The following is a 26,033-nucleotide window of genomic DNA, read 5'->3' on the forward strand; positions in this document are numbered from 1 at the left end:
GCCAGGGTTGAGCCATGTTCACCGCCTACGTCGTCGTCACGATCGCGACCGTCCTGCTCAACGCCGCGGCCGCCGTGGCCGACTTCCGCAAACCCGCCTGGATCCTGGCGAACATGACCTCCTACGGCGTCCCGCACGCCTGGCTGCCCTGGCTTGGCATCGCCAAGGCGGCGGGTGCGGTCGGCCTGGTGGTCGGGTTCGCCATCCCGGCGCTCGGCGTCGTGACGGCCGTCTGCCTGACCCTCTACTTCCTCGGCGCGGTGATCTTCGTGGCGCGGGCTCGGGTGTATCCGGACCTGCCGTACTCCGGCGGACTACTGGTCTTGTCGGGCGCCACCCTGGCCTTCCAGCTCGCGACAGGGTGAAGGACCGCCCTGCTCAGACGCGAAGATCCGCGGCCGCCGCGTTCGACTCGTATCGCGGTTGGTCATGAACATCGGCGGCCCGAAGCGCCCCAACGGACCACGACATCCGACGGGATCCGTCAGCCACCGCCCAACGCTAATGTGAATCTTCATCACGTCACGGGATGGAGCGGGCATGGCGATGTCACGCAGGACGTTCGGACGAGCGTTGGTCGGCGCCGGGGTGGTCACCCTCGGGCTGGCGGCGCAGGCCGAAGCGGCGGCCAACGACTGGATGAGTCCGCTCCCCGACAGCATCTCGTTGGCCCGCCTCAGCATCCCTGGCACCCACGGCTCCGCCACCCGCAGCGGCGGTCCCGCGGTCGCCAACCAGGACCTCACCATCGCCGACCAGCTCGCCGCCGGGGTTCGGTTTCTCGACGCGCGGTGCAGGCTGATCGACAACGTCTTCGCGATGCATCACGGGGCCTACTACCAGGGCCTCATGTTCGGCGACGTCCTCAACCAGTGTGCGGCGTTCCTCGCGGCGAACCCGCGCGAGACCGTCCTCATGCGCGTCAAACAGGAGTACTCCACCGCCGCCGATGGCGCGTTCGGCGCCGTCTTCGCCGACTACCAGCGGCGGTGGCCGGGCCTGTTCCACATCGGCGCCGACGTCCCGTCGCTCGGGCAGGCGCGTGGCAGGGTCGTAGTCATCTCCGACAACGGCGGTGTCCCCGGGATCCGGTGGAACAGCCTCGACATCGCCGACGACTACGACATCGCCACGATCTTCGACCTCAACTCCCGCAAGTGGCCCGGCGTCCGGCGCCACCTGGACGCGGCGCGGCAGGACACGGGCAGGGGCCTCTTCATCACCTTCACTTCGTCGTGGGGCTGGGGGCTGTGGCCCCGCGACGCGGCGAACGCGATCGCGCCGAAGGTGCGGGACTATCTGGCGCCGTTGAGCAAGGCGATGGTGGGGATCGTGGCGGTAGACTTCGTGACGCCGACCAAGGCCGCGCAGGTGTTCCGGCTGAACTAGTTCGGGAACTTCCCGGATGTCACAAGCCACACGTGGCCGTCAGGATCGGTGAAAGCGCCCGAGTAGCCCCAAGGCTGCTGCCCTGGCTCGGTGACCGTCTTCGCCCCCGCCGCAACCGCGCGCGCGACGATCTCGTCGACGTGTGTGTCGGATTCGGCGGGCAGGTTGAGTGCGCACTCGCTGGTCGCCGAGCCCGCGGTGGCCCGGCCGCCGGTGATCCAGCCGAAGCCGCCGGTCGGGATGAGCATGATCCGAAGACCCTCGTCGACCACGAACTGAAGCGGCTCGGGCACACCGTCGTCGGCTATCTCGTCACCGAACGGCTCGAATCCGAGGCCGTCGCGGTAGAACGCGAACGCGACCTGACGGTCGACGGTCGGCAGGCAGATGATCATTTAGTCCTCCCTGCCGCCGAACGTATCACCGAGCAGCCGCCACGCGGTGAGGGCGAGCCCTGCGCGGAGCAGGCCCGCGGGCTCGGTGAGTTCGATGCCCAGGGACTTCCCGATCTGGTCGAGCCTGCGCGCGATGCTGCTGTGGTGCAGGTGAAGCAGTTCCGCGGCACGCCGCTGGGAGCCGGTGGCACAGTAGGCGGCGAGGGTGTCCACGTCGTCCGGCGCGAGGCGGGTCATCGCGGCCACGTCCGCGTTGTCCCGCAAGGCATCCTGGGGGATCTCGGCGAGGAGCGCCAACGCGCCCAGGCTGTCGAAGTGGACAACCGGCTTGTGTGCGGTGGTGAAGCGCAAGGCGGTGCGGGCTTCCCGCCAGGAACGGTCGGGACGGTCGGCGGCACCGACGCCCGCGCTGGTGCCGGTCGGAAAGGCCGAATCCACCTTGGTGGCGAGGATGACGCCGACGTCGTCGACCGGGGCCGCCTTCACCGGACGCGCCGGACAGATCGCTCCCGCCACCTGGTCGAGCGGCAGCCGCGACCGCACGGCGACCACCCGGACGGGCAGGTCCGCGGCGAAACCCAGCAGCCGCAACGCCCGCGCCCTGGCCGCTTCGTCGGTATCGGCGCTGATCACCAGCTCGACGAGGGCGGGATCGGCCATGGTCGTGCGGGCCGGGCCGTACCGCTCGACCACGGCCGCGGCGGCGATGGCGAGCCGGTCGAGCAGTACCGCGTCCAGCGGGCTCGGCGGGCCGGGGCGTTCCAGCCAGACCGCGCCGATCTCCTCCTCGTCCAGCGTGATCGGCGTGGTGGTGGACGCGGGCAGCTGGGTCGACGCCTGCGTGCCGTCGGGCGACATGCGGATCGCGCGACCCGTACCGTGCAGCCGGATCCCGGCGACGCACTCGGCCAGCCCCGCCGACGCGCGGGCCAGCACCGGCAGGTCCACGCGTCGGCGCATCAGTGTGTCGTAGAACATGACGACGCGGATCGCGCCCTCGGCTTGCGAATCCAGCTGCGACAACCGCTCGACCAGTGCCTCCATGACACGAGGATAGGTGCGCCGACCGGTGCGTGATCACCGCCGGACGCGCGACGGTTGTCGGGTGATCTCGTGGGCGGGGTCGGTGAGGATGATCGTCATGGATCCCGAACTGGAAGCATTCCTCCCACTGTTCCCGCCCGCGAACCTGGACGACCCGGCCACCGCGCGCCGGAACATCGCCGCGCTGGTCGCCTCGGTGCCCGCGCCGGACACCTCGGACCTGGAGATCGAGGACCGGACGGTGTCCCCGGACGTGCCCGTGCGGATCTACCGCCCGCACCAGGCCCAAGGCGCCGTCGTGTGGCTGCACGGCGGCGGATTCGTCATGGGCGACCTGGACACCGAGCACCCGTGGGCCGCCCGACTGGCGACCGCGTGCGGCGCGGTGGTGATCTCGGTGGGCTACCGCCTGGCGCCGGAGAACCGGTTCCCCGCCGCGCATGACGACGCCTACGCCGTGCTGACGTGGGCGGCCGAGCACGCCGCCGAACTCGGCGTAGACCCGGACCGCATCGCCGTCGGCGGCCACAGCGCGGGCGCGGGCCTCGCGGCCGGTCTGGCGCTGCGGGCGCGGGACGAGCAGGGACCGCCGATCCGGTTCCAGCTGCTCAACCAGCCCGAGATCGACGACCGCCAGGAGACGTGGTCGGCCAGGAACTTCACCGACACCCCGTGGATGAACCGCGACAAACTCGCCGCGACGTGGCGGCACTACCTGGGCGGCGAACCCGCCACGCCGTACGCGGCGCCCGCGCGGGCCGCCGACGTCTCCGGCCTGCCACCGGCCTACATCGCCACCGCCGAGTTCGACCCGCTCCGCGACGAGGGCATCGGCTACGCCCTGCGCCTGCTCCAGGCGGGCGTGTCGGTCGAGCTGCACCAGTGGCCGGGCACGTTCCACGGGTCGCAGGCACTGCTGTCCGCCGAGGTGTCGCAGCGGCAGATCACCGAACTCGCCGCGGCACTCCGTCGCGCATTGGGGGAATCGTGACCATCGACCTGTTCGCGTCCGCTGTCCGCTTCCGGGAGAACGGCCGGGTGAGCGCCGAGGAGCAGCTGTTCGACCCGTCGCGGGACGGCTGGCAGCTGATGACCTTCCACGTCGAGACCGCCGCCGACGTGCACGCCGACCACTGGGAGATCCACACGGAGGCGGACGAGGTCGTCGCCTGCCTCACCGGCGGGATACGCCTCTACTTCCGGCCGAGACTGCCAGGCGAACCGGAGGAAGAGGTCACGCTGACGCCGGGTGCCGCGGTGATCGTTCCCCGGGGGCGATGGCACCGCATCGAACTGGACCTTCCCGGCGACATCATGTCCCTCACCATGCCCCGCGGCAGCCGCCTCGAGAAGCGGTAAACGCGTAGTGGCCACCGGCCGGGTCGGGCAGCATGGCGCCATGCTGCTGCTCGTCCCCGCCGACGCGCTCCGCCCCCGCCGCCCCGACGCGCACTTCGCCGCGGAGGCCGACGCCGCCCGGGCGCTGGGAATCAAGGTCGCGCTGGTCGACCACGACGCGCTGACCTCGGACCGCGCCGATGAGGCGGTGTCCAGGGTCCCCGCCGACGATGACGCGGTCTACCGCGGCTGGATGCTGCGCGGCGAGCAGTACGCCGCCTTCTCGGCGGCGCTGGTGGGGCGCGACGTGAACTTGCGGACCAGCGCCGAGCAGTATCGGTGCGCCCACGAACTGCCCGGCTGGTACGCGGCCGTGGAGCCGCTGACGCCCCGATCGGCGTGGACGGTCGGCGACGACCGCGCCGCGTTCGATCGCGCGCGGGTGGAACTCGGCCCAGGCCCCGCGGTGTTGCGGGACTACACCAAGTCGATGAAGCACTATTGGGCCGAGGCCGCGTTCATCCCCGAGCTGGACGACGCGTCGGCCGCGTGGGCGGTGGCGAGCCGGTTCAGGGAACTGCGCGCGGACGACATGGCTGGCGGATTCGTCCTGCGCCGATTCGAGGAGTTCACCTCGTCGGAGGTGCGGACCTGGTGGATCGACGGCGAGTGTGTGCTCGCCGGGCCGCACCCGGACACCCCGGACCAGGTCCCACCCGACCCCGACCTCGCCGCGGTCCGACCGCTGGTCGCCGAGCTGAAGCTGCCGTTCGTGACGGTGGACCTCGTCCTGCGCGCGGACGGCCGGTGGCGCATCGTCGAACTCGGCGACGGGCAGGTCAGCGACCGGCCGACCACGATCCCGGCGGAAACGATGATCGCGATGCTCTACGGGGCACGAGTGGAGGACAAGCTGTGAACGATGTCTGGTCGATAGTGCACGGCGAACGCGCGGCGTTGATCGATGATCTCGCGCGGGTCGATGGCCAGCGCTGGGAGACGCCGTCGTTGTGTGCGGGGTGGACGGTGCACGACGTCGTCGCCCATCTGATCGACTCCGCCAGGACGACGCGGCTGGGGTTCGTCGCGAGCCTTGTCCGGGCGCGGTTCGACTTCGACCGGCTGAACGCGCGCGGGATGGCGCGGGCGCGTGGGGCTTCGCCGCGGGAGACGCTGGATCGGCTGCGACAGGTGGCGTCGCGGACGTCGGGGCCGCCCGCGCCCCTAGACAGCAGGCTGGTCGAGGAAGTCGTGCACGGTGAGGACATCCGCAGGCCGCTGGGCCTCACGCGCGCCTACCCGACGGAGGCCGTCGTCAGGTCGATCCAACTGCAGGCGCGCACCCCGGCTTCGTTCGGCGGGGCCAAGGAACTGGTCGCCAAGGTCCGGCTGACCGCGACGGACACCGACTTCTCGATCGGCGAGGGTCCGGAGGTCAACGGGCAGGCGCTCTCCCTGCTCCTGGCCATCGCCGGGCGGCGGGTGGCGCTGGACGAGCTTCACGGTCCGGGGCTCACCGAGTTAGCCGCGAAGTAGCCGCGAAGTAGCCGCGCCGATCATTCAGCAGCAGTGACGCCCCTGCCAGGCCTGGCTTCCTTCGCGGGCGGCGATCGCGGCGATGATCAGTGCCGCGGTCGGGTCGGCCCACCACCAGCCGAACAGGCTGTTCACCAGCAGGCCCACCAGCAGGACGGCTGACAGGTAGGTGCACAGGAGCGTCTGCTTGGAGTCCGCGACAGCACTCGCCGACCCGAGTTCCCGGCCCGCTCGGCGCTGGGCGGCGGACAGGACGGGCATGACGACGAGCGACACGGCCGCCAGCGCGATGCCGACGGTGGAATGGTCCGGCGCCTCGGCGGCGACCAGGGCGCGGATCGACTCCACGGTCACATAGGCGGCCAGCGCGAAGAAGGACAGCGCGATGACCCGCAGCGCCGCGCGTTCGCGGGATTCGTGCCGGGCCGCGGCGAACTGCCACGCGACCGCGACCGCGGAGGCCACCTCGACGACCGAGTCGAGCCCGAAGCCGATCAGCGCGGTGGACGACGCGATCGTGCCCGCGCTGATCGCCACGACCGCCTCGATGACGTTGTAGGTGATCGTGGCGGCGACCAGCAGCCGCACCCGGCGGACAAGCGTGGCACGCCGCCCGTTGTCGGCTGCGGGAGCAGGTGCGCAGCAACCGTCTCCGCACGACGCAACGGAAAGCGGGTTCGGCCCGCCGGCCAGGCTGGGCGCACCAGCCGAGTTCGACGGCGGCTCGCCGGTCACGCCGTGTCGCCCCGGGTGTGGTCGCACCGGGCGGCCGTCTCGACCGCCAGCACGACGTCCACCAGCTCCGCCAGCGCCCGCGCCAGATGGGGATCGGCCAACTCGTAGCGCACCTGCCGGCCCTCCTCCACCGCCACCACCAAACCGCAGCCGCGCAGGCACGACAGGTGGTTCGACACGTTCGAGCGGGTCAACCCGAGCTGGTCGGCCAGCCGCGCCGGGTACTCCGGGCCGTCGAGCAGGGCCAGCAGCAGGCGGCACCGCGTGGGGTCGGCCAGCGCGCGCCCCAGCCGCGCCATCGCCTGCTCCCGTGTCTCCGAGGTCAGCATGGCCCGACAGTACAGCCACCACTGAATTCAGCCAAGACTGTATGGTCATCAGGCGTGTAAAGACGGCCTCCGTCCCCTCTTACTCACTGAGGGGGTGGCCAGGATGCGGGACGCGGCGGTAGCGCGGATTCGCGAGGCGATGAACCGGCCGCCCGCGGTGGTCCTGATCGGCGGGCCACCCGGGATCGGCAAGTCCTGGCTGGTCGAACGCGTACTCACCCGGCCGTCGGTCATCGTCGGCTGCCGCGGTCTGCCGAACGGCGCGTACGTCGTCGTCAAGGAACTCCTGGCCTGCCTCGCCGAAGACCTGGCCATAGGCCCTGACGAACACGCGACCTGCGTCGCCGTGCGCGACCTGGTCAAGCACACCACCGTCGTGATCGAAGACGTCGACACCGCCGACGCCGAGTCGCTGCGGGTGTTGCGCTACCTCGCGACCCGGCCGCCCGACGGGTTCGTGCTGATCGTGACCCACGCGGAGAACACTCCGCTGGGCGGACGCCTCGAATCCGCCGCCACCAGGCTGGTCCGCGTGGACCTGGAGCCACTCGACGTCGACGAAGTGGTCGCCATGGGAGCCACCGCCGACGTGCACCGGCTCTCCGGCGGGATCCCGCTCTTCGCGAAGGCGCTGCTGGACGACGATCCCCAGGTGATCGCCGAGGTCGCCGCCGAGCGGATGGCGGCGCTGTCGCCCGCCGCGCGCCGGGTCGTGGCCGCGGCGGCGTTGGCGCGCAAGCCAGTGAGCGGGCCGCTGCTCGCTCGGGTGTGCCGATTGGCTTGGGACACCGTCGAACCCGTACTGCTGCGCGCCGTCGACATCGGGATCTTGGCCCGGCGTGGTGATGGCGCGGTCGAGGTGCGGCCGCCCGCGCTCGCGACGGCGATCGCGGCCGGGATGACGACCCGGGAACGGATTCGCGGCCACACGGCGATGGTCGCGGCCTTGGCCCGCCAGGACGGGGACGTGGCCGAACTGGTCCACCACAGTCGAGCCGCGGGCGACCTCGCCGCCGCCGCCCGCTACGCCGACCGGATGGCCGACCACGCCGACGCCGTGGAGCTGTTGCAGGGCCTGTTGAGCGAGCCCGCCCTGTCCGCCACCGCCCGCGCGAACCTCGCCCGGCGGCTGGGACGGCTGGCGCTGACCAGCCTCGCCTACGACGAGACCGTCACGCTCCTCCGCGAGATCCTCGCCGACGGCCGCCTGCCCAGCGGCTTGCGCGGCGAGTTGCGGCTGAGTCTGGGGCTGGTGCTGGGCAACCAGGCGGGCGACGGCGAGGCCGGGCGCACCGAGCTGATCCAGGCCGTCGACGAGCTGCGCAGGCGTCCGGCGCTCGCGGCGCGGGCGATGTCGGCGCTGGCGCTGCCGTTCTGGGGCCGCGCCTGCCTGGCCGAACACCTGTGGTGGCAGGAAGAGGCGCTGCGCACGGTGCCCGCGCGGGGCGACCCGGCGCTGCTGACCGCGGTCGCGGTGAACCACGCAGGCGTGTTGATGCTGGTCGGCGACCGTCGCGCGTGGACAGTGGCGGCCGCGCTCCCGGAGGACGGCACCAACCCGGCCGACCGCGCGCAGCTCGTCCGCGGCTACGCCAACCTCGCCGACGCGACGACCACCCTCGGCCACCACACAGCCGCCGCCGACTTCCTCGCCAAAGCCGAACGGCTGGCCGCGCGGACCGGGCCGTCCTATCCGCGCCGCCTGGCCGCGGGCGTCGAGCTCCGGCTCGCGCTGGGGAACGGCCGGTGGGCTGGGTTGGACGAGCGGGCACGCCGCCACCTGGCCACCGCCGCGCACACCCCGTACGCCGCCAGCGACGCGTATGTGGTGCTGGCGCAGCTCGCGTTCGCGCGCGGCGAGTGGGACGAGGCCGAGGAGTTCCTGCGTGCCCCTAGCCTGTGGACCGCGAGCGGCTGGTGCGGGCCGGAGGTGACGATCGCGGCGGCGATCCGGGTGCGACTGGCCGTGGTGCGAGGACGGACGCCGGACGCGCTGGCCGAACTCGACGACACCCTGGAGCTGGTGCGCCAGAAGAGCGGCTGGGTGTGGTCGGCGGAGCTGGTCGGCGCCGCCGTCGAGGCGCTGCGGCACGCAGGCGACGACCGCCGGGCACGGGAACTGGTGGCGGAGTTCGCCGCCGCCGTCGAGGACCTCGACGCCCCGTTCTCCCACGCGATGGCCACGCACTGCCGGGGCGAGGTCGCCGACGACGACGAAGCCGTCGAGCTGTTCACCGAGGCCGCCGAACGGCTCGACGCGCTGCCCCGGCCGTATGAGCGGGCACGGGCGATCGAAGCGGCCGCCCGCCGCCTGCTGCCCGCGCTGGACCTGGTGACCCAGGCCGCCGAGGCGTTCACCGCGCTGGGCGCCACCTGGGACGCGGCCCGGTGCGGCCACCTGCTCCGCGAGCACGGCCGCCCGACGACGGGCAGACGCGGTCGCCGGGGCTACGGCGGGGAACTGTCGCCCAGGGAACTGGAAGTGGCACACCTGATGGAGTTGGGCCGCTCCAACAAGCAGATCGCCGAGGTGCTCTTCCTCTCGCCGCGCACCGTCGAGCGACACGTCGCCAGCGTCCTGCGCAAGCGCGGCGAGACCCGAGCCCAGCTGCGCGTTCATGATTAGTTGAGTAGCGGTACGCACAATTTCCTGCATTGTTCGCGGCACTGGTCGTCGCCCACGGTGGGGCCACGCACTTCTCCCCCACCCTGCAAGGAGGACCACTCGTGCGTATCACCAGGAATCTGTGGCTCACCGGCCTGTGCGCCCTGGCTCTGACCAGCGGCGTCACGTCGGTGTCCGCGGCTGAGCAAGCCGAGTCCGGCTACGTCGTCGTCCTGCGCGACGGCACCGACCCGGCCGCCGTCGCCACCGCCCACGTCGCCCGCCACGGCGGCACCGTCGGGCACGTCTACCGGCACGCGCTGCGAGGCTTCGCCGTCACCCTGACCTCGAAGAGCGCCGACGCGCTGCGCCGCGACCCGCGGGTCCGGGCGGTCGAGGCCGACCAGACCGTGCACATCACCGACCAGAGCGTGCCCACCGGGATCGGCCGGACCTACGCCGCGGGCAACGCCAACCTCAAGATCAACGGCCAGGAGGACTACGCGGTCGACGTCGACATCGCGGTGATCGACACCGGCGTCGACGCCCGGCACCCCGACCTGACCGTGGTCTCCCAGACCGACTGCGTCAACAAGTCCAGCTGCACCGACGGCGGCGGCAACGACGACCACGGGCACGGCAGCCACGTCGCGGGCATCGCGGCGGCGAAGGACAACGGGATCGGGGTCGTCGGCATCGCACCCGGGGCCCGGGTGTGGTCGGTCAAGGTGCTCGACGCGGGCGGCAGCGGGCAGCTGTCCGGCGTGACCGCCGGGGTCGACTGGGTCGCGGCGCACGCCGACGAGATCGAGGCCGCGAACATGAGCCTCGGGTGCGATGGGTGCACTGACAACGCGTTGACCCAGGCGATCAGTTCGGCGGTTGGGAAGGGTGTGGTGTTCGCTGTCGCGGCGGGGAACAACCACAAGGACGCTCGGACGTTCTTCCCGGCGAATCATCCGGATGTTGTGACGGTGTCCGCGCTGGCGGACTTCAACGGGGCATCGGGAGGTGGCGCGGCTTCGACTTGCCGCGCGGATCAGGACGACACGTTGGCCGACTTCAGCAACTTCGGTGCGGTGGTGGAGATCGCGGCGCCGGGGACATGCATCTACTCGACGTCGAAGAGTGGCGGGTATGCGACGCTGAGCGGGACTTCGATGGCTGCGCCTTATGTCGCGGGTGCGGCAGGGCTGCTCACGGCGAATGGGAACCGGGCGACGAACCGGGACCAGGCGCTGGCGGTGCGGCAGCGGTTGGTGGATACCGGGAACACACGGTGGAATGACGACTCGGGTGACAACATCACTGAGCCGTTGCTGGATGTCAGTTCTACGGCTGATTATCCGGCGGGTGCGCCTGACCCGGGCAGGCCGACCGCCGCGTTCTCCGCGTCCTGCTCTTCCGCGAACACCACGTGCTCGTTCGACGCTTCGGCCAGCGCTGACGCGGACGGCACGATCACTGGGTATGCGTGGGATTACGGTGACGGCTCGACCGGCACCGGGAAGACCAGTTCGCGGACGTACTCCAAGGCTGGTTTCTACAGCGTACGGCTGACTGTCACTGACAACGCTGGTAAGACGAATGTGACTCGGCGGATGGTCAAGGCGGGGGATCTGCCGCCTACGGCGTCGTTCACCGCTCGGTGCAGCAACTCCACCTGCACCTTCGACGGCCGTGCGTCTAGTGATGCCGAGGGAGGTGTCACCTATGCCTGGTCGTTTGGTGATGGGGGGACGGCCACGGGGGCTACCGCGTCGCATTCTTACCCGGCGGCGACCAATCGGTACACCGTTCGGCTTACGGTGACCGACACTCGGAACCAGACTTCCAGCGTTACCAAGGAAGTTCGGTGCACGAAGGTTGTGACGTCGGCGATCTGCTTCGTGCAGATCTAGTGGGCGGGGGGGCCGTGTCTCTTCGGGGGCACGGCCTCTTTGGTTTGTGGGTGCCTGTTTGGGTGGTTCGCCTTGATTTGGGACCCCTCCAAATCAAGGCGAACCACCCAAACAGGCATTCGCGTTTGGGCGTTGCAGTTGCCTGGGGCTTGAGCTGCGTATCTTCTTCTCAGCCCGCCACTTCTTCTTTGGCTCAGCCAACGCCGGCGCCGTGTAGGGCTACCCAGCGGCGCATTGAGTATTCGACCATCGTGATCAGCGTGTTCTTGGTCGATACCCTGTCCCTTGCATCGCAGGTCACGATGGGGACTTCCTGGCCTACGGCCAGGGCGTCGCGGACCTCTTCCACGTCGTGCCCAAGTACACCGTCGAAGCAGTTCAGGCCGATGACGTAGGGGAGGTTGCGCTCCTCGAAGAAGTCGATCGGGGAGAAGCAGTCCGCCAGGCGTCGGGTGTCGGCCAGGACTACCGCGCCGATGGCGCCGCGGACCAGGTCGTCCCACATGAACCAGAAGCGTTGCTGGCCCGGGGTGCCGAACAGGTACAGGACCAGGTCGGAGTCGAGCGAGACGCGGCCGAAGTCCATCGCGACGGTGGTGGTGGATTTGTTCGGGGTGGCCGCGATGTCGTCGATGCCCATGCTGGCGGTGGTCATCACCGCCTCGGTGGTCAGGGGCATGATCTCCGAAACCGAGCCGACGAAAGTCGTCTTGCCCGCGCCGAAGCCACCCGCCACGACGATCTTGACCGAGGTCAGCGTGGGGGCCGCCGTGTCCTCAAAGCCGACGGAGTCCACTCAGTACCCTTTCCATCAACACGAGGTGGGCCTTGTTGGCGCCACCGGAAGCGGTCTTGTGCACAGTGACCAGACCGAGTTGGGCCATGTCGCCGAGCAGCACCTTCGCCACGCCCAGGGGCGCGCCGAACAGGGTGGCGACTTCGGCGACCGAGCGCGGCTCCTTGCAGAGGGCGCCGATCTCGCGGTGTTCGGACTCGGCGAAGACCGAGGCGTCCGACTCCTTGGCCGAGACCATCGTCTCCACCCGCAGTTCGAAGGTGGAGCGCGTGCGCCCGCGCGTCCAGGCGTAGGGGCGCACCATCGAGGCATCCTGCTCCGCGGCGGAGCCTTCTGGGGACGGGTCGGCCGGGGCATCGTCGACCGCGTCGCCCGAGTCGGCTGGCCACTCTGGCTCCACCGCGGGCTGCTCCGCTGTGACCGCGTCGTCCACTTCGGACTTGCGGTGCCTGCGCCGACGTCCTCCACCGAGGGAGAGGCCGTTCATCACGTCGGCGATGTTCGTCTCCGGGGCCGGTTCGCCCCACTCGATACTCATGTCTCACTCATGCGGGCTGCCCCACCATCCTCCCGGCGGCGCCCTGCAGCGCCGCCCGCAGTTCCGGGGTGAGAATCTGGCCGACGCGGTCGACCAGCAGGGTCATCTCGTAGGCCACCTGCCCGATGTCGCAGTTGGGCGCGGCGAGCACCCCGAGGCAGGACCCGTCGCCGATGGCCATGAGCAGCATCACCCCGCGCTCCATCTCGACCACCGTCTCCTTGACCGCACCGGCGTCGAAGCACCGGGCGGCGCCGGAGGTCAGGCTGATCAGCCCCGACGCGACCGCGGCGAGCTGGTCGGCGCGGTCGACGGGCAGCCGGGCGGAGGAGGTGAGCAGCAACCCGTCGGCCGAGACCACCACGGCGTGGGCCACTCCGGTGACCCGTTCCGCGAAGTCGTTGACCAACCAGCCGAATTGGCTTGGCTTGGACTGCGTGGACGTCATCGTGCTCCATTCGTGATGGGAGGGACGCGGCGGCTCATGCGTCCAGCCCGGATTCCTGTTCGGTGGCTTGCTTTGCCAGGCTCTCCCGGCCGCGGCCGATTCCCCGCTGCAGGCTGCCGAGCCTGCTGCGCAAGGCCTCCGCGTCACGTTCGACGCGGATCTCCGTGCCGGGCAAAGGGTCGAGGCTGCCGGGCAGCAGCCGCTCGCGCGGCGTGCGGCGCGGCAGGGCGCCGTCCTGGGTGTCCGGTGTGGACGCGCCGAGGGTGGCGGCGGCGTCCCAGCCCGCGTCGGCGGCGAAGCGCCACTGGGCGCCGCGCAGGTCGACCCCATCGGGGTTGCCGTGGGCCGGACCGGTGTGGTGCACGCCGCGGGCGCGGTGCACACCCGCCTGGTAGCTCGACAGCCGGGACCGCAGGTCGTCGGCGTCGCGGCCCGGCACCGGGGGCGGGCCTGAGTCGATGCTGCCGGGGACCAGGTTGCGCCGCGGGGTGCGGCGGGGCAGGCCGGAGCGGGTGAAGTCCTCCGGCTCGGCCGCCGACACCGTCTTCGCCGCCTGGAAGCCCTGGTCGGCCGCGAAGTCCCACGCCGGGCCCTGTTCCGCGTCGGCGACCGTGGAGTTCGGGTCGTCGGTGACGGTGCGGAACCAGGCCGAGACCATCTCGTCGAAGATCGGCGTGGTCTCCTGGATGTCGCGCACCGGCTCGCCGCCGCGCGGCCGCTCGTGCACCAGGGTCGTGTCCCACCAGCCGCTGTCCGCCTCGGGGGGCCGGGGCGCGAACAGCTGCGACGCGGGCAGGTCGGCCTCGGGCAGGTCCGGCGCCGGGTGCGCGGGCCACGCGACCGCTCCAGCGGGCTCGACGGGCATGTCGGGCTCGGCCGGGCTGGTCGGGGTGGCCGTGGCGCGGTCGACCGGCTTGGGCTCGCGGCGCGGCAGCGGGTCGGCCTTGTCGGCGGCGTCGCGCGGCTGGGGCAGCGACTCGGGCATCTCGGCGCCGTCGCCGCGGGTCATCGGGATGAACGACTCGACACCGTTGGTCGGCGCGCGGCGGGGCAGGCCATTCACCGTGGAACCGTTGGTGCCGTTCGTGCCGTTCGTGCCGTTCGTGCCGTTCGTGCCGTTCGTGCCGTTGACCGCCGACCCGTTGACGGCGGATCCGTTGGTGCCGTTGACCTTCGCGCCGTTGGACCCGTTGGAACCGTTGGTGCGCTTGATCCCCGACGAGTGGGCGGGCGGCTCGTCCGGCTTTGCCGCGGGCGCGGGCGGCAGCCCCACGACGTTGGACGTGACCAGGTCCGACGGCACCGTGATGGTGGCGCGCAGCCCGGTCGGGGTGCCCGGCCGCAGCCGGACCTTCACCCCGTGCCGCGCGGCGAGCCTGCCGACCACGAACAGGCCCATCCGGCGTGACGTGGTCGCGTCGACCGCGCCGTCCTCGGCGAGCCGGGCGTTGGCCTCGGCGAGTTCGTCGGCCTTCATGCCGATGCCGCGGTCGCCGACCTCGATGCGGACCGTGCCGCCGTCGACGTGGTGGCTGGAGATGGTGACCTGGGTGGCGGGGGCGGAGAACTGCGCGGCGTTGTCGAGCAGTTCCGCGGTGAGCCGCACCAGGTCGCCGACCGCGTACCCGACGACCAGGACATTGGGCGGCGGCGCGATCACCACCCGCTGGTACTGCTCCACTTCGGACACCGCGGCGCGCAGCAGGTCGGCCAGGCTGACCGGCTGGGCGGAGCGGCGGGCGTGGTGGACCTCGCCGGAGGCGGTGCCGGAGAGCACCATCAGGTTCTCGTTGTTGCGCCGCATCCGGGTGGCGAGGTGGTCGAGCTGGAACAGCGTGGCGAGCTGGTCGGCGTCCTCCTCGTCACGTTCGAGCCGTTCGAGCAGCTGCAGCTGGCGCTGCACCAGTCCCTGGCTGCGACGCGACAGGTTGACGAACACGCCCGCGTAGTGGGCGCGCATCCCGGCCTGCTCGGTGGCCAGCCGCAGCGCCTGCTGGTGCACCGCGTCGAACGCGCGGGCCACCTCGCCGACCTCGTCGGCGGAGACCACCGCGACCGGCTCGACCGTGGGCACCGCCAAGTCGCGGCCGTCGCGCAGCGCGGCGACGGCGGCGGGCAGCCGGTGCTCGGCGACGTCGAGCGCGCCGCGGCGCAGCGTGCTCAGCGAGCGCAGCAGGTGCCTGCCGATGACGAACATGATCGCGGCGGCGGCGACCAGCGCGACGATCAGGATGACCGAGGCCAGTCCCGCCGCGTCGCTCGCCTTGTCCTGCAGGGCGGCCGACCCGCTCTTGATCTGCTCGCCGAGCGTGCCGCTGATGTCGCTGAGCTTGCCCGTGACCAGGTCGCTGGCACCGTTCCAGTCCGCCGCGGTGACCGGCACGCCGGGTTTGCTGCCACGGTCGAGCGCTCGGCGCACCAGCAGGTTGCGGGTCTCGGCCTCGGCGCCGGGCAGCGCGCGGGCGTACTCCTCCTGCTGGGCCGGGTCGGCGATCGCCCGGAAGTCGGCGAGGCGGTCGTCGAGCCGGGCCTGCGAGGCGCGCATGGCGTCGACCTCGGCGGTGGCCAGTGCGCCGCGGACGATGCCGATGCCCAGCAGACCTTGCTGGTAGTGCACCTCTTCTTTGGCCGCTTCGAGGTCGTGCAGCGCACCGGCCGTGCCGGACAGCGCCGAGTCGGCGACCTCCTCGGCGGCGGCGCGGTCGAAGGCGATCAGCGCGCGGATCACCGAGCTGTAGCCCGCCAGCGCGGCGGGCCCGTCGACCTCGCCCGCGGTCACCTTGCCGCGCAGCACGTCCAGCTCCCCGAAGCGGGTCAGCACGTCGGCATAGCGGGCGGTGGTGGTCTCGTTGGAGAACACCAGGCCGTCGGCGGCGGCCAGCAGCGCGGCCTTGGCCTCGTCGGCGCTGCGCCGCTCGGCGACGAGCTCGAAGTTGATGTCTTGCGACCCCGCCGTGAGCAGGACCGCGGCCTTGGTGCGCTCGCGCTGCAGCCAGGTGACGGATTTGTGGAGTGTGTCGTTGACCGTGACGAGCCGGTCGATCTGCTTGTAGGAGTCGGCGCGGTCGATCTGCGAGCCGATCTGCAGCACGCCGAGCACGATCGCGAACAGCACGGGGACCAGGGTGACGGCGGCCAGCTTCACCGGGATGCCCCAGTCGCGCCACTGGCGCAGCGCCGTCCAACGGGACTTGCTCACACGCACTCCTCCACGACGGACTGGGTTCGCCGTCGGAACATCTGCCTCACCGCGCCGTTCTCCTTCCACACCGAAACCCGGACAGCACTGGGCACAACGACGAACCTGACAACTGGGGCCAACGGGGCACAGGTCGCACACTCAAACCGCTTATCGCCGATATCGGTGTGAACGTGTCCCTCCCCGGACATCGGCCACATCGGCGAGAACTTGAGAGCACAGCGTACCCCCGATTCAGCGATCATCAAGCCTTTCCGACGAGAGCGGACTGACCTGCGAAAACGCCGATTAACGGGGATCGGGAGCGGTTACCTCGTCCACTCTCGGGGCTATTTAGTCACGCATTGCTGCTCATTGTCGACCTTAATCGCTCGATCGGGTCATCCTGTCCCCCGACCGTGTCCACACGGGTCGATCACCCGCCGAAACCGCCCCCTACCTGCAACGATCACGTTGGCGCCAACCGATTCCCGGTCGTTTCAGGCCCCGGTTGATCCACGATCGGTGACCGTGCGCCTGCCGTGGGCCACCACGGACACGCCTGGTGATCGACCGGTTCACCGATCCGTGTGATGTCTCGATCCGACCCGTACCCAAAAGCCGTCGCTATCGTTCCGTGATCAGCGCGCCGAATTGTCGGCCGACATTAGGGCGTGCGCCCGGATCGTGGTTAGTATGGCGCCCGCCCGGTCCTCGCTATCGGCTCGTTATAAGAACCGCACGCCGATCAGCCCCGCACCGGAACTCCCCTACTCGAAGGCAAGCCGCCGCCGGAGGAATGCATGACCGAGGTCGTCCCGCCCCCCGTACGACCGCGCGCCCACTCGGACCGCCGCCCCACCTTCGGCGGCATCACCACGCCGACCGACCGCGGCCGCGCCGGTGGACCCGACTACGCCGCGATCCACCGCAGCGGCGAGTTCACCGCGCTGCGCCGCAGGTTCCGCCGGTTCGTGTTCCCGATGAGCGCCCTGTTCTTCGTCTGGTACCTGACCTACGTCCTGCTCGCCGCCTACGCCAAGGGATTCATGAGCCACCGCCTGTTCGGCTCGGTCACCGTCGGCCTCGTGCTCGGCCTGGCCCAGTTCGCCTCCACCATCGGCATCACCGCCTGGTATCTGCGCTGGGCGCGCAAGAACATCGACCCGGACGTGGCCGCGATCCGCGCCGCGGCGGGGGTGGACGCCCGATGAGCGCGCTCGCCGCGGGCAGCCAGGTCGGCGACCCGATACTCAACACCGTCGTGTTCGCCGCCTTCGTGGTGATCACCCTCTACGTCGTCTACCGGGTGAGCGGCCGCAACAGCTCCACTTCGGACTACTACGCCGCGGGCGGCCGGTTCACCGGCGTGCAGAACGGGATCGCGCTGTCCGGCGACTTCCTGTCGGCGGCGTCGTTCCTCGGCATCGCGGGCGCCATCGCGATCAACGGCTACGACGGCTTCCTGTACTCGATCGGCTTCCTGGTGGCCTGGCTGGTCAACCTGCTGCTGATCGCCGAGCTGGTGCGCAACACCGGCCGTTTCACCATGGGCGACGTGCTGGCCTACCGGATGCGGCAGCGCCCGGTGCGCGCCGCGGCGGCCACGTCGACGCTGGTGATCTCGTTCTTCTACATGCTGGCCCAGATGGCGGGCGCGGGCGCGGTCGTCGCGCTCCTGCTCAACGTCCAGGGCAAGGGCGGGCAGGCGCTCGTCATCGCCGTCGTCGGCCTGATCATGATCTTCTACGTGCTGGTCGGCGGCATGAAGGGCACCACGTGGGTGCAGATCATCAAGGCGGCCATCCTGATCCTGACCGTGGTGCTGATGACGGTGTTCCTCATCGGCAAGTTCGGCTTCAGCATCAGCGCGCTGCTCGACCAGGCCGCGGCCAACAACGCCAAGGGCACCGCGGTGCTCGAACCCGGCGCCCAATACGGCAAGACGCCGATCTCGACGGTCGACTTCATCTCGCTGTCGCTGGCGCTGATCCTCGGCGCGGCGGGCCTGCCGCACGTGCTCATGCGCTTCTACACCGTCCCCAACGCCAGGGAGGCCCGCCGCTCGGTGGTGTGGGCGGTCGGCACGATGAGCGTGTTCTACGGCGCCACGCTGATCATCGGCTACGGCGCGTCCGCGCTCGTCGGCTCCGACCGGATCCTCAGCGCCACCGGCCGGGAGAACGCCGCCGCGCCGCTGCTGGCCTTCGAGATCGGCGGCACCGTGCTGCTCGGCGTCGTCGCCGCCGTGGCGTTCGCCACGATCCTGGCCGTCGTCGCGGGGCTGACGATCACCGCGTCGGCCTCCTTCGCCCACGACGTGTACGCCAACATCTTCCGCAAGGGCAACGCCGACGCCGCCTCGGAGGTCCGCGTCGCCCGGCAGACCGCGGTGGTGATCGGCGTGCTCGCCATCATCGGCGGCATCCTGGCCAACGGGCAGAACGTGGCGTTCCTGGTGGCGCTGGCCTTCGCCTTCGCGGCCTCGGCCAACCTCTCGACGCTGCTGTACTCGCTGTTCTGGAAGCGGTTCAACACCAACGGCACGCTGTGGGGCATGTACGGCGGTCTCGGATCGTGCCTGCTGCTGGTGTTCTTCTCACCGGTGGTGTCCGGCGCGCCCACGTCGATCCTGTCGGGAGTGGACTTCCACCTGTTCCCGCTCTCCAACCCGGGGATCGTGTCCATCCCGGTGTCGTTCCTCTGCGGCTACCTTGGCACCATCCTGAGCAAGGAACCGGCCGACGCGGCCAAGCAGCAGGAGATGGAGGTTCGTTCGCTGACCGGCATCGGCCGTTAACCGAACGGTCACTTGGCGTTCCTGTCCGTGCCTGCCGCGTAGTCGTAGCGTGGCGACGCGGCCCGGATAGTACGTCCAGTGTCTTCGGGTCACGCAATGGCCGCTCGCTTCGCGCTGCGCACCGGCGGTATTACAGTTCATGCCGTGTTAGACACCTCCCTGCAGGTGCCGGACGTCCCCACCCGGCTGCGTGCGTTCCTCGACGAACGGACGCCGGTCACGCCTTGCCTGGTCATCGACCTCGACGCGGTCCGTGCGAACTACCGCGCGATCCGCGCCGCGCTGCCCGAAGCGAGCGTGTTCTACGCGGTCAAGGCGAACCCGGCGCCCGAGGTGGTGCGGGCGCTGGTCGCCGAGGGCTCCAGCTTCGACGTGGCCAGCACCGGCGAGATCGAGCTGTGCCTGGCGCAGGGCGCGACCCCCGAGTCGCTGTCGTACGGCAACCCGATCAAGAAGGCCGCCGACATCGCCTACGCCTACCGGCTGGGTGTGCGGCGGTTCACCTTCGACTCCGACGGCGACCTGGAGAACCTGGCCGAGCACGCGCCAGGCGCGCGGGTGTCGTGCCGCTTCCTGGTCGACGCGCCGCAGTCCGGCACGCCGTTCGGCAAGAAGTTCGGCTGCGCGCCCGACATGGCGATCCGGCTGCTCGCCAGGGCCGCCGACCTGGGCCTGGCCGCCGACGGCGCCTGCTTCCACGTCGGCTCCCAGCACGTCGACCCGCAGGCGTGGGTGTCCGGCATCGCCGAGGCCGGGCGCATCGCGCGGGCGCTGGCCGAGTGCGGCGTGCCGACCCGCTCGCTGAACCTCGGCGGCGGCTTCCCCACCGGCTACGCCGAGGAGGCGCCGCCGCTCGACGTGCACGCCGAGGCGATCCGCGCCGCCGTCGCCCACCACTTCGAGACCGCCCCTGAGCTGCTGATCGAGCCCGGCCGCGCCGTCGTCGCGACCGCCGGGCTGATCCGCACCGAGGTCGTGCTGGTCTCGCGCAAGTCAGACGCCGACGAACACCGTTGGGTCTACCTGGATATCGGCCGCTATTCGGGATTGGCGGAAACCGAGAACGAATACATCGCCTACCGGCTGCGCACCGCGCATCCGGAGTCGCCGAACGGGCCGGTGATCATCGCCGGACCCACCTGTGACGGCGATGACGTGCTCTACCAGCACACCCCGTATCGTCTCCCGACGGCGCTACGGGCCGGTGACCACGTCGACATCCTCGACGCGGGCGCCTATACGGCGAGTTATTCGTCGGTGTCATTCAACGGTTTTCCGCCTCTGCCGACGTTGTTCGTCGGCTGATTCCCCCCGCAGGAGGTTAGACAGATGTCGTATGACCGTGCGCCTGATCTGGGCGTCGGCTACTTCGCAGGCCGACACGTGCTCGCCGAGTTCGACGGTGTGGATCCGTTGCTTCTGGACGATCTGGGCTTCCTGCGGTCCACACTGGAGGCCTGCCTGGAGAAGGCGGGCGCGACGGTGTGCGACGTGGTCTCGAAGCAGTTCGAGCCGCAGGGAGTGACGGTGTTGGCGCTGCTGTCGGAGTCGCACGCGTCCATCCACACCTACCCGGAGATCGGGTCGATGTTCGTGGACATCTTCACGTGCGGCGAGACCGCCGACCCGGAACTGGCCGCCGCGCTGCTGCGCGACAGCCTGGGTGCCCTCGAGGCGCGCATCACCACCATCCATCGGGGCAACCCGGTCCCCGCGGAGCCCGCACGATGAACATCGTTGAACCCCTGGCCGAAGGCATGACCCGCGTCTGGGAGATGCCCGAGGTGATCGTCGACACGAACACCGAGTTCCAGCACCTGGTGATCGGCAAGACGAGCCAGGGCGTGAGCCTGTTCTGCGACAACGACCGGCAGAGCACCGAGTTCAGCCAGCTGACCTACCACGAGGCGCTGCTGGTCCCCGGCCTGCTGCTGGCCCGCGACATCGAGCGGGTCCTGGTCATCGGGTCCAGCGAGGGCGTCGTGTCGCAGATCTCGGTGGCGGCGGGCGCGTCGGTGGTCGACCACGTCGACATCGACCAGCAGGCCGTCGAACTGTGCGCCGAGCACCTGCCCTACGGCTACACCAGCGATGAGCTGGCCGAAGCCGTCAAGCAGGACGGGCCGGTCAAGGTGCACTACGCCGACGGCTGGCAGTACCTGATCGACGCGGAGGCGGCGGGCGCGAAGTACGACATCGTGCTGGTCGACCTGCCCGACGAGCGGCCCGAGTTCGCCCAGCACAACCGGCTGTACGAGGAGGAGTTCCTCACCCGCTGCCGCGCCGTGCTGGCCGACGGCGGTGTCGTCATCTGCCAGGCGGGCTGCCCGACGATGTGGCGCAACGAGACCCTGATCCGGTCGATGAAGCGCTTCGGGGACATCTTCGGCACCACGGTCTACTACGGCTCCGACGAGCACGAGTGGGCGTTCCTGTTCGGCATCGTCGAGGCCGAGGACGGCACGACGGACCGGATGATCGAGCGGCTGGAGACCCTGCCGTACCGGCCGGAGACGATCGACGCGGACGCCCTGCGCGGCTGCACGGTCCCGCCGTACCGGGTGCGCAAGGCTCTGTCTTAGGGATCCGGGCCTCCAGTCTGGCCCGACCCGCTCGACCGCGGTGGCGAATCGGGGGTTCGCGGGCACGGCGACGCAGTCGCTCGTGTTCGCGGGCCCCCGATTCGCCACCTGAAGGCGGTCGAGCCGCACTCCCGAAGGGAGTGCCATGATTCAGCCATGGCCGATGACCTCTCGGTGGCCGCTCTCGTCGAGGGCGCCCGCGCGGGCGACAAGTGCGCGTGGGACGCGATCGTCGACCGGTACGCCGTGGTCGTCTACGCGACCTGCAGGCGCTACCACCTGAGCGAGGCCGACACCGACGACGTCGGCGCCAACGTCTGGCTGCGCCTCATCGAGCGCCTCGACTCCCTGCGCGACCCGAACGCCCTGCCCGGCTGGCTGCGCACGACCACGGCCAACGAGGTCAAGCAGTTCCTCCGCCGCAAGGACCGCCAGGTCCCGGTCGAGTCCCTCCCCGAGGAGTCCGACGACTCCGCCGACGAGTGGGCGCTGGTCCAGGAGCGGCACGTGGTCCTGCGCGCGGCCTTCGCCGGGCTGTCCGACCAGTGCAAACAGCTGCTGTCGATGCTGTTCGACAACCCCGACCGCCCCTACGCCGAGATCGCCGCCGACCTCGGCATCAAGATCGGCAGCATCGGCCCCACCCGGCAGCGCTGCCTCGGCCGCCTGCGGGACAACCCGGCGGTCGCGGCCCTGATGGACGGTGACGAGTGATGTCCGACGACGCCCTGTTCGACGAGCTCGCCGCCGCGCTGCGGGCCGACCGCGAGGTGCCCGCGCGCTTCCTCGACGCGGGGAAGGCGGCCTTCACCTGGCACTCGGTCGACACCGAGCTGGCCGAGCTGACCCACGACTCGTCGGTGCTGGCCGGGACGCGCGGCGACGCGGGCCGCACGCTGACGTTCACGGCGGGCGCGGTGACCGTCGAGGTGGAGGTCACCCCGGACGCGCTCATGGGCCAGGTCGTGCCGCCCGCGGCAGGCGAGGTCGAGGTGGTGTCGCGGTCGGGGTCGGTGGCGATGGTGCCGGTGGACGAGCTCGGCTGGTTCGCTGTGCGGCCCTGCCCCAGCGGCCTGATCCGCCTCCAGCTGCACGGCGTCCACACGGAGTGGACCGAACTCTGAAACGCCGTGGCCTCCCGGGAAGTTCTCCCGGGAGGCCACGGCACTTGTTCAGCTGCTGACGCTCTGCACGATCACGTCACCAGTGCCGACCACGACACCGGCGTCGGTGACCACCCGCACCTGGCCGAGCAGCTGCCTGCCCGCCGCCGGGGCCGCGTTGGCCGTCACCGAGCCCGGGACGGTCCAACTCGCGCCCGCCGGACGCAGCGCGTTGGCGTCGGTGACCGACACCGACCCGAAGGCCGCGTTGGTGAACACGTCCACGTAGTCGTACTGCGTCGAGCCCGCGGGCACCGCGAACCCGTCGACCAGGACCACCCAGGTGCCCGCCGCCGGGTTGGCGATGGTCACCGACTCCTCGGAGTCGCCGTCCGCGGCCTGGCCTGCCAACACACACGTCCCGGTCGTGCAGTTGAACACGAACAGGTCGAGGTCAGCCGCCGGATCGGACGGGTTGCCGATGGTGGCCCGCAGCGACGTCGTGCCCGCCGTCACCGCCACCGCGCGCTGCTGCTGCGCGAGGTTGGCGATGGTCGGCCGGTCGATGAACGCGCTGCCGAGCGTCGTACCCGTCGCCCGGCCGGTGAACGCGCCGAACAAGTTGGTGATCGTGTACGAGCGCGCCACCGGCACGCCGATCGTCGCCGACGCGATGACGTCCGGGTCAGGGCTGACCGACGCGCCGAGCACGCTGGCGGTCAGCGTGAACGGGGTGAACTCCGCGTCTGAGGTGCGCCTGGCCTCCACGGTGAGCTCCCAGACGCCGGGCGTCGGGTTGGACACCGTGCGGCTGTTCGGGCCGCCGCCGGGACAGCCGGTGCCACCCGGGACCGGCGGTGAGTAGCAGGACAGGCTGGAGTTGCTGTCGATGCCGACGCCGAACGGGTGGAACCGCAGGAACCTGGCCTGCCCGGTGCCCGGCGTGGAGTCCGGACCGGTGAAGTCCACCTTGAACGCGGGCGCGCCCGGTGGCACCTCGAAGAAGTAGCTCAGCGCCTGGTTGCGCGCCACCGTGCCGGTGATCGTGTGCGAGTACGTCGGCGCGGCGAAGTCGCGGGCCACGACCACGGTGTTGAGTGTCTGGTACTCGATGCCCGGGTTGGTCGGGTCATCGAGGTTGAGGATCGCCGAGTGCGCGCCGTAAGCCGTCGGGTTGATCGACACGGTCAGCGTCCGCGGCTGGCCCTTCGGCAGCGAGATCGACGTGGCGCCCAGCGAGAAGGTGCCGTCGTTGCCGACCATGGACAGGTTGTAGGTGGTGGACCCGCCGCCGCCCGAGGTGCGGGTGAACGTGTACTGGCGGGTGTAGGGCTGCCCGAGTGTGACGTTCTCGCGGTCGTGGATGCCGACGCCGACGCCCGGTGTCGCGAGGAACTGCTCCAGCGCGGTGTCCACCGGGACCGACGAGCTGATGTCGACGGTCTTGGCGTTGGTGGCCAGCAGCGACCACGCCTCCGGGACCCGGATCAGGCCGTTGCCCTGTTCGTAAGCTCCGTAGTTCGCGAAGAACCGGGCCGAGGAGTTGAGTGCCTGGCGCAGCTGCGCGGGCTGGCTCTGCACGCCGGTCTGCTTCGCCGCGCTCACCAGGAGCGCGCCCGCGCCCGCGGTCTGCGGCGAGGCCATCGAGGTGCCGTTGAACATCGAGTAGCCGGGCGGTAGATCGTGCACGCCCGCCACCGGCCCACCCGGCTGCCACACCGGGGTCGTCGAGATCGCCGCACCCGGCGCGATCACGTTGGGCTTGAACCCGCCGTCCTCACGCGGGCCGCGTGAGCTGAACGGGTGCTGGTTGTCGGTGCCCGGGGCGGGCGCGGTGGAACCGTAGTTCGCCACCCACGTGGCGTCCGAAATGGACGTTCCGACGCTCATCACATTGGTGGCGACCGAAGGATCGCCCACGGTGTTCTCGCCGGGGCCGCTGTTGCCCGCCGAGATGTACATCTGGACGTTCTCCTGATCGATGAGCCGGTCGTAGAGCACGGCCCTGGTGTTGTTCGCGTCGTTGAGCGCGGGCAGGCCGCCGATCGACATGTTGATGACGTCCACGTTGGCCTGCTTGGCCGCGTAGATCATGCCCTCGATCAGCGCGTGCGCGGTGCAGCCGGAGACGAACAGGCACACGCGCACCGACACCAGCTGCGCGCCGGGCGCCGCACCGGTCATCGCGCCACCGAACAGGCCGTTGGCCGCGATGATGCCCGCGACGTGGCTGCCGTGGGCGCCGGAGACGATGCCGATGTTGACGACCTTGTTCTTGCCGTCGGTCTGCACGACGAACGGCATCCGCTCGGCGACCGCGGTAGCCGGGTTGTCCGTGCCGAAGTAGCGCACGTCGCGGTTGACCTTGTAGTCGGTCATGACCGGCTCGTCGGTGAAGTCGCGGTCCTGGTCGACGTCGACCCGCACGGCCGACGCGCCGTCCCACAGCACGCCGAACAGGCCGCTGGAGCCCGCCGGGTTGCCGTCGCGGTTGACGTCGTTGCCGACCTCGCCGCCGAGGTTCGGGTCGCGCTCGTTGAACACGCCGAAGCGGAAGGTGCCCGCGGGCGCGGTGTAGGTGGCGCCACCCGCGGTGAAGCTCGGGCCGGTGACCTGCGACGTGGTGACCCAGGTCGGGTCGCCGTCGTCGAACGGATGGGTGTAGGTGACCCAGTCGACGATCTTCGGCGCGCCGGTCGTGGTGGTGGCCAGCGCCGGGTGGTCGAGGGTGATGCCGGAGTCGAGCACGCCGACGGTCACGCCGCGGCCGTCCCAGGTCGGGTGGGCGGTCATGAAGGCGTCGGCGCCGGTCTCGGCGATCGGCATGTACGGGTTGGCCCGCGGGGTGGCCGCGTTCGGCGCCGGGAACGGCGTCGGGGCGGTGATGCCCTCCGGCCGCGGGTCGTCGAGCGCGACGACCTCGTCGAGGTCGGCGGCCTGCACCCCGGTGACCTTGGCCGCCTGCTCGGCGCGCCCGATCGGGACGGAGGCGCGCAGGTAGCCCAGGGCCGCGTCGCTGTAGGCGATCCGGGCGCCAAGGCGCTCGAGGCCGCGGGTGACGTCGCCCGCGGCACCCAGCCGGGTGGCGATGAGCATCGTGACGGTGGCCTTGCCGTTGACCTGCGCCTCGGCGAGGAGCTTGCGGTCGTGGCGGGACAGGCCGGAACCTGGCGGGTCGGCCGCCGCGGTCAGCGGCGGGGTGAACGCGGTTACGACCACCGCGATGAGCAGGGAGAGCGCGGTCGACCGGACGGTGGTCCGGCGTGCTGAGTCCATCGTGACCCCAAGGGTGCGTCGAGTCGCTGGGGCGAACGAC

24 protein-coding genes are annotated in these 26,033 nt (G+C 70.7%); 15 read left to right on the forward strand and 9 right to left on the reverse strand.

Going from position 1 to position 26,033, the window contains the following annotated elements:
* Nucleotides 1-14: 14 nt before the first annotated feature.
* Together ACSHT8_RS11950 and ACSHT8_RS11955 are read left to right on the forward strand one after the other, a co-directional pair.
* Nucleotides 15-365 (forward strand): DoxX family protein, encoded by a 351-nt coding sequence (locus ACSHT8_RS11950; RefSeq protein WP_436500603.1) that lies wholly within the window; start codon nucleotides 15-17, stop codon nucleotides 363-365.
* A gap of 175 nt (nucleotides 366-540) precedes the next feature.
* Entirely contained in the window at nucleotides 541-1,389 is an 849-nt protein-coding gene (locus ACSHT8_RS11955) for a phosphatidylinositol-specific phospholipase C (protein ID WP_436500605.1), read from the forward strand.
* Here ACSHT8_RS11955 and ACSHT8_RS11960 read toward each other — a convergent pair.
* Together ACSHT8_RS11960 and ACSHT8_RS11965 are read right to left on the reverse strand one after the other, a co-directional pair.
* Nucleotides 1,386-1,784: a VOC family protein gene (locus ACSHT8_RS11960; RefSeq protein WP_436500607.1), complete on the reverse strand. Its 399-nt coding sequence runs from the start codon at nucleotides 1,782-1,784 to the stop codon at nucleotides 1,386-1,388. The two genes, ACSHT8_RS11955 and ACSHT8_RS11960, sit on opposite strands and share 4 nt — an antisense overlap.
* The gene (locus ACSHT8_RS11965; protein WP_436500609.1) at nucleotides 1,785-2,828 is read right to left on the reverse strand and encodes a PucR family transcriptional regulator; all 1,044 of its coding nucleotides are present in this window, start codon (nucleotides 2,826-2,828) and stop codon (nucleotides 1,785-1,787) included.
* A gap of 97 nt (nucleotides 2,829-2,925) precedes the next feature.
* Between ACSHT8_RS11965 and ACSHT8_RS11970 the strand changes: the two genes are divergently transcribed.
* The 4 genes from ACSHT8_RS11970 to ACSHT8_RS11985 are packed head-to-tail and all read left to right on the forward strand — an operon-like array spanning nucleotide 2,926 to nucleotide 5,702.
* Nucleotides 2,926-3,819: an alpha/beta hydrolase gene (locus tag ACSHT8_RS11970; RefSeq protein ID WP_436500611.1), complete on the forward strand. Its 894-nt coding sequence runs from the start codon at nucleotides 2,926-2,928 to the stop codon at nucleotides 3,817-3,819.
* On the forward strand, nucleotides 3,816-4,187 hold the full coding sequence (locus ACSHT8_RS11975; protein ID WP_436500613.1) for a hypothetical protein: 372 nt from the start codon (nucleotides 3,816-3,818) through the stop codon (nucleotides 4,185-4,187). Before ACSHT8_RS11970 ends, ACSHT8_RS11975 begins: the two co-directional genes overlap by 4 nt.
* 40 nt (nucleotides 4,188-4,227) lie before the next feature.
* Nucleotides 4,228-5,085, forward strand: a complete 858-nt coding sequence (locus tag ACSHT8_RS11980) for an ATP-grasp domain-containing protein (RefSeq protein ID WP_436500615.1) — start codon at nucleotides 4,228-4,230, stop codon at nucleotides 5,083-5,085.
* Complete coding sequence (locus tag ACSHT8_RS11985) at nucleotides 5,082-5,702, forward strand: maleylpyruvate isomerase family mycothiol-dependent enzyme (protein ID WP_436500617.1); 621 nt, start codon at nucleotides 5,082-5,084, stop codon at nucleotides 5,700-5,702. The genes ACSHT8_RS11980 and ACSHT8_RS11985 overlap by 4 nt, the downstream gene beginning before the upstream one ends.
* Before the next feature lie 24 nt (nucleotides 5,703-5,726).
* Here the strand turns inward: ACSHT8_RS11985 and ACSHT8_RS11990 are convergent, their stop codons facing one another.
* A complete protein-coding gene (locus ACSHT8_RS11990) occupies nucleotides 5,727-6,395 on the reverse strand; it encodes a cation transporter (protein WP_436502047.1) in 669 nt (222 codons plus the stop codon).
* A gap of 38 nt (nucleotides 6,396-6,433) precedes the next feature.
* Nucleotides 6,434-6,766: a Cd(II)/Pb(II)-sensing metalloregulatory transcriptional regulator CmtR gene (gene cmtR, locus ACSHT8_RS11995; RefSeq protein WP_436500619.1), complete on the reverse strand. Its 333-nt coding sequence runs from the start codon at nucleotides 6,764-6,766 to the stop codon at nucleotides 6,434-6,436.
* Nucleotides 6,767-6,869: 103 nt separating this feature from the next.
* Between cmtR and ACSHT8_RS12000 the strand changes: the two genes are divergently transcribed.
* Both ACSHT8_RS12000 and ACSHT8_RS12005 read left to right on the forward strand, forming a co-directional pair.
* Complete coding sequence (locus tag ACSHT8_RS12000) at nucleotides 6,870-9,392, forward strand: LuxR C-terminal-related transcriptional regulator (RefSeq protein WP_436500621.1); 2,523 nt, start codon at nucleotides 6,870-6,872, stop codon at nucleotides 9,390-9,392.
* 101 nt (nucleotides 9,393-9,493) lie between these two features.
* Nucleotides 9,494-11,272, forward strand: coding sequence for a S8 family serine peptidase (locus ACSHT8_RS12005; protein WP_436500622.1), 1,779 nt, complete (start codon nucleotides 9,494-9,496; stop codon nucleotides 11,270-11,272).
* A gap of 193 nt (nucleotides 11,273-11,465) precedes the next feature.
* Here the strand turns inward: ACSHT8_RS12005 and ACSHT8_RS12010 are convergent, their stop codons facing one another.
* The 4 genes from ACSHT8_RS12010 to ACSHT8_RS12025 are packed head-to-tail and all read right to left on the reverse strand — an operon-like array spanning nucleotide 11,466 to nucleotide 16,253.
* A complete protein-coding gene (locus ACSHT8_RS12010) occupies nucleotides 11,466-12,068 on the reverse strand; it encodes a GTP-binding protein (RefSeq protein ID WP_436500623.1) in 603 nt (200 codons plus the stop codon).
* On the reverse strand, nucleotides 12,049-12,606 hold the full coding sequence (locus ACSHT8_RS12015) for a DUF742 domain-containing protein (RefSeq protein WP_436500625.1): 558 nt from the start codon (nucleotides 12,604-12,606) through the stop codon (nucleotides 12,049-12,051). Before ACSHT8_RS12015 ends, ACSHT8_RS12010 begins: the two co-directional genes overlap by 20 nt.
* 7 nt (nucleotides 12,607-12,613) lie before the next feature.
* Nucleotides 12,614-13,054: a roadblock/LC7 domain-containing protein gene (locus tag ACSHT8_RS12020; RefSeq protein WP_054049542.1), complete on the reverse strand. Its 441-nt coding sequence runs from the start codon at nucleotides 13,052-13,054 to the stop codon at nucleotides 12,614-12,616.
* Nucleotides 13,055-13,088: 34 nt separating this feature from the next.
* Nucleotides 13,089-16,253 (reverse strand): nitrate- and nitrite sensing domain-containing protein, encoded by a 3,165-nt coding sequence (locus ACSHT8_RS12025; protein ID WP_436500628.1) that lies wholly within the window; start codon nucleotides 16,251-16,253, stop codon nucleotides 13,089-13,091.
* Between the two features lie 782 nt (nucleotides 16,254-17,035).
* Here ACSHT8_RS12025 and ACSHT8_RS12030 point away from each other — a divergent pair.
* The 7 genes from ACSHT8_RS12030 (at nucleotide 17,036) to ACSHT8_RS12060 (ending at nucleotide 22,738) form a co-directional block, all read left to right on the forward strand.
* Nucleotides 17,036-17,446: a DUF485 domain-containing protein gene (locus tag ACSHT8_RS12030; RefSeq protein WP_436500630.1), complete on the forward strand. Its 411-nt coding sequence runs from the start codon at nucleotides 17,036-17,038 to the stop codon at nucleotides 17,444-17,446.
* Entirely contained in the window at nucleotides 17,443-19,032 is a 1,590-nt protein-coding gene (locus ACSHT8_RS12035; protein ID WP_436500631.1) for a solute symporter family protein, read from the forward strand. Before ACSHT8_RS12030 ends, ACSHT8_RS12035 begins: the two co-directional genes overlap by 4 nt.
* Nucleotides 19,033-19,176: 144 nt before the next feature.
* A complete protein-coding gene (locus ACSHT8_RS12040) occupies nucleotides 19,177-20,337 on the forward strand; it encodes a type III PLP-dependent enzyme (RefSeq protein ID WP_436500633.1) in 1,161 nt (386 codons plus the stop codon).
* Nucleotides 20,338-20,361: 24 nt separating this feature from the next.
* Nucleotides 20,362-20,763 carry an adenosylmethionine decarboxylase gene (gene speD, locus ACSHT8_RS12045; RefSeq protein WP_436500634.1) on the forward strand — a complete coding sequence of 134 codons (402 nt, stop codon included), beginning with the start codon at nucleotides 20,362-20,364 and terminating at the stop codon, nucleotides 20,761-20,763.
* Nucleotides 20,760-21,614, forward strand: a complete 855-nt coding sequence (locus ACSHT8_RS12050) for a spermidine synthase (RefSeq protein ID WP_436500635.1) — start codon at nucleotides 20,760-20,762, stop codon at nucleotides 21,612-21,614. The genes speD and ACSHT8_RS12050 overlap by 4 nt, the downstream gene beginning before the upstream one ends.
* A gap of 156 nt (nucleotides 21,615-21,770) precedes the next feature.
* Nucleotides 21,771-22,328, forward strand: a complete 558-nt coding sequence (locus ACSHT8_RS12055; protein WP_436500637.1) for an RNA polymerase sigma factor — start codon at nucleotides 21,771-21,773, stop codon at nucleotides 22,326-22,328.
* Nucleotides 22,328-22,738 (forward strand): hypothetical protein, encoded by a 411-nt coding sequence (locus ACSHT8_RS12060; RefSeq protein WP_436500639.1) that lies wholly within the window; start codon nucleotides 22,328-22,330, stop codon nucleotides 22,736-22,738. Before ACSHT8_RS12055 ends, ACSHT8_RS12060 begins: the two co-directional genes overlap by 1 nt.
* Nucleotides 22,739-22,786: 48 nt before the next feature.
* Here the strand turns inward: ACSHT8_RS12060 and ACSHT8_RS12065 are convergent, their stop codons facing one another.
* On the reverse strand, nucleotides 22,787-25,993 hold the full coding sequence (locus ACSHT8_RS12065; RefSeq protein WP_436500641.1) for a S8 family serine peptidase: 3,207 nt from the start codon (nucleotides 25,991-25,993) through the stop codon (nucleotides 22,787-22,789).
* Between the last annotated feature and the right edge of the window lie 40 nt (nucleotides 25,994-26,033).

It is taken from the genome of Actinokineospora sp. HUAS TT18 (assembly GCF_051364635.1).
Taxonomy (GTDB): domain Bacteria; phylum Actinomycetota; class Actinomycetes; order Mycobacteriales; family Pseudonocardiaceae; genus Actinokineospora.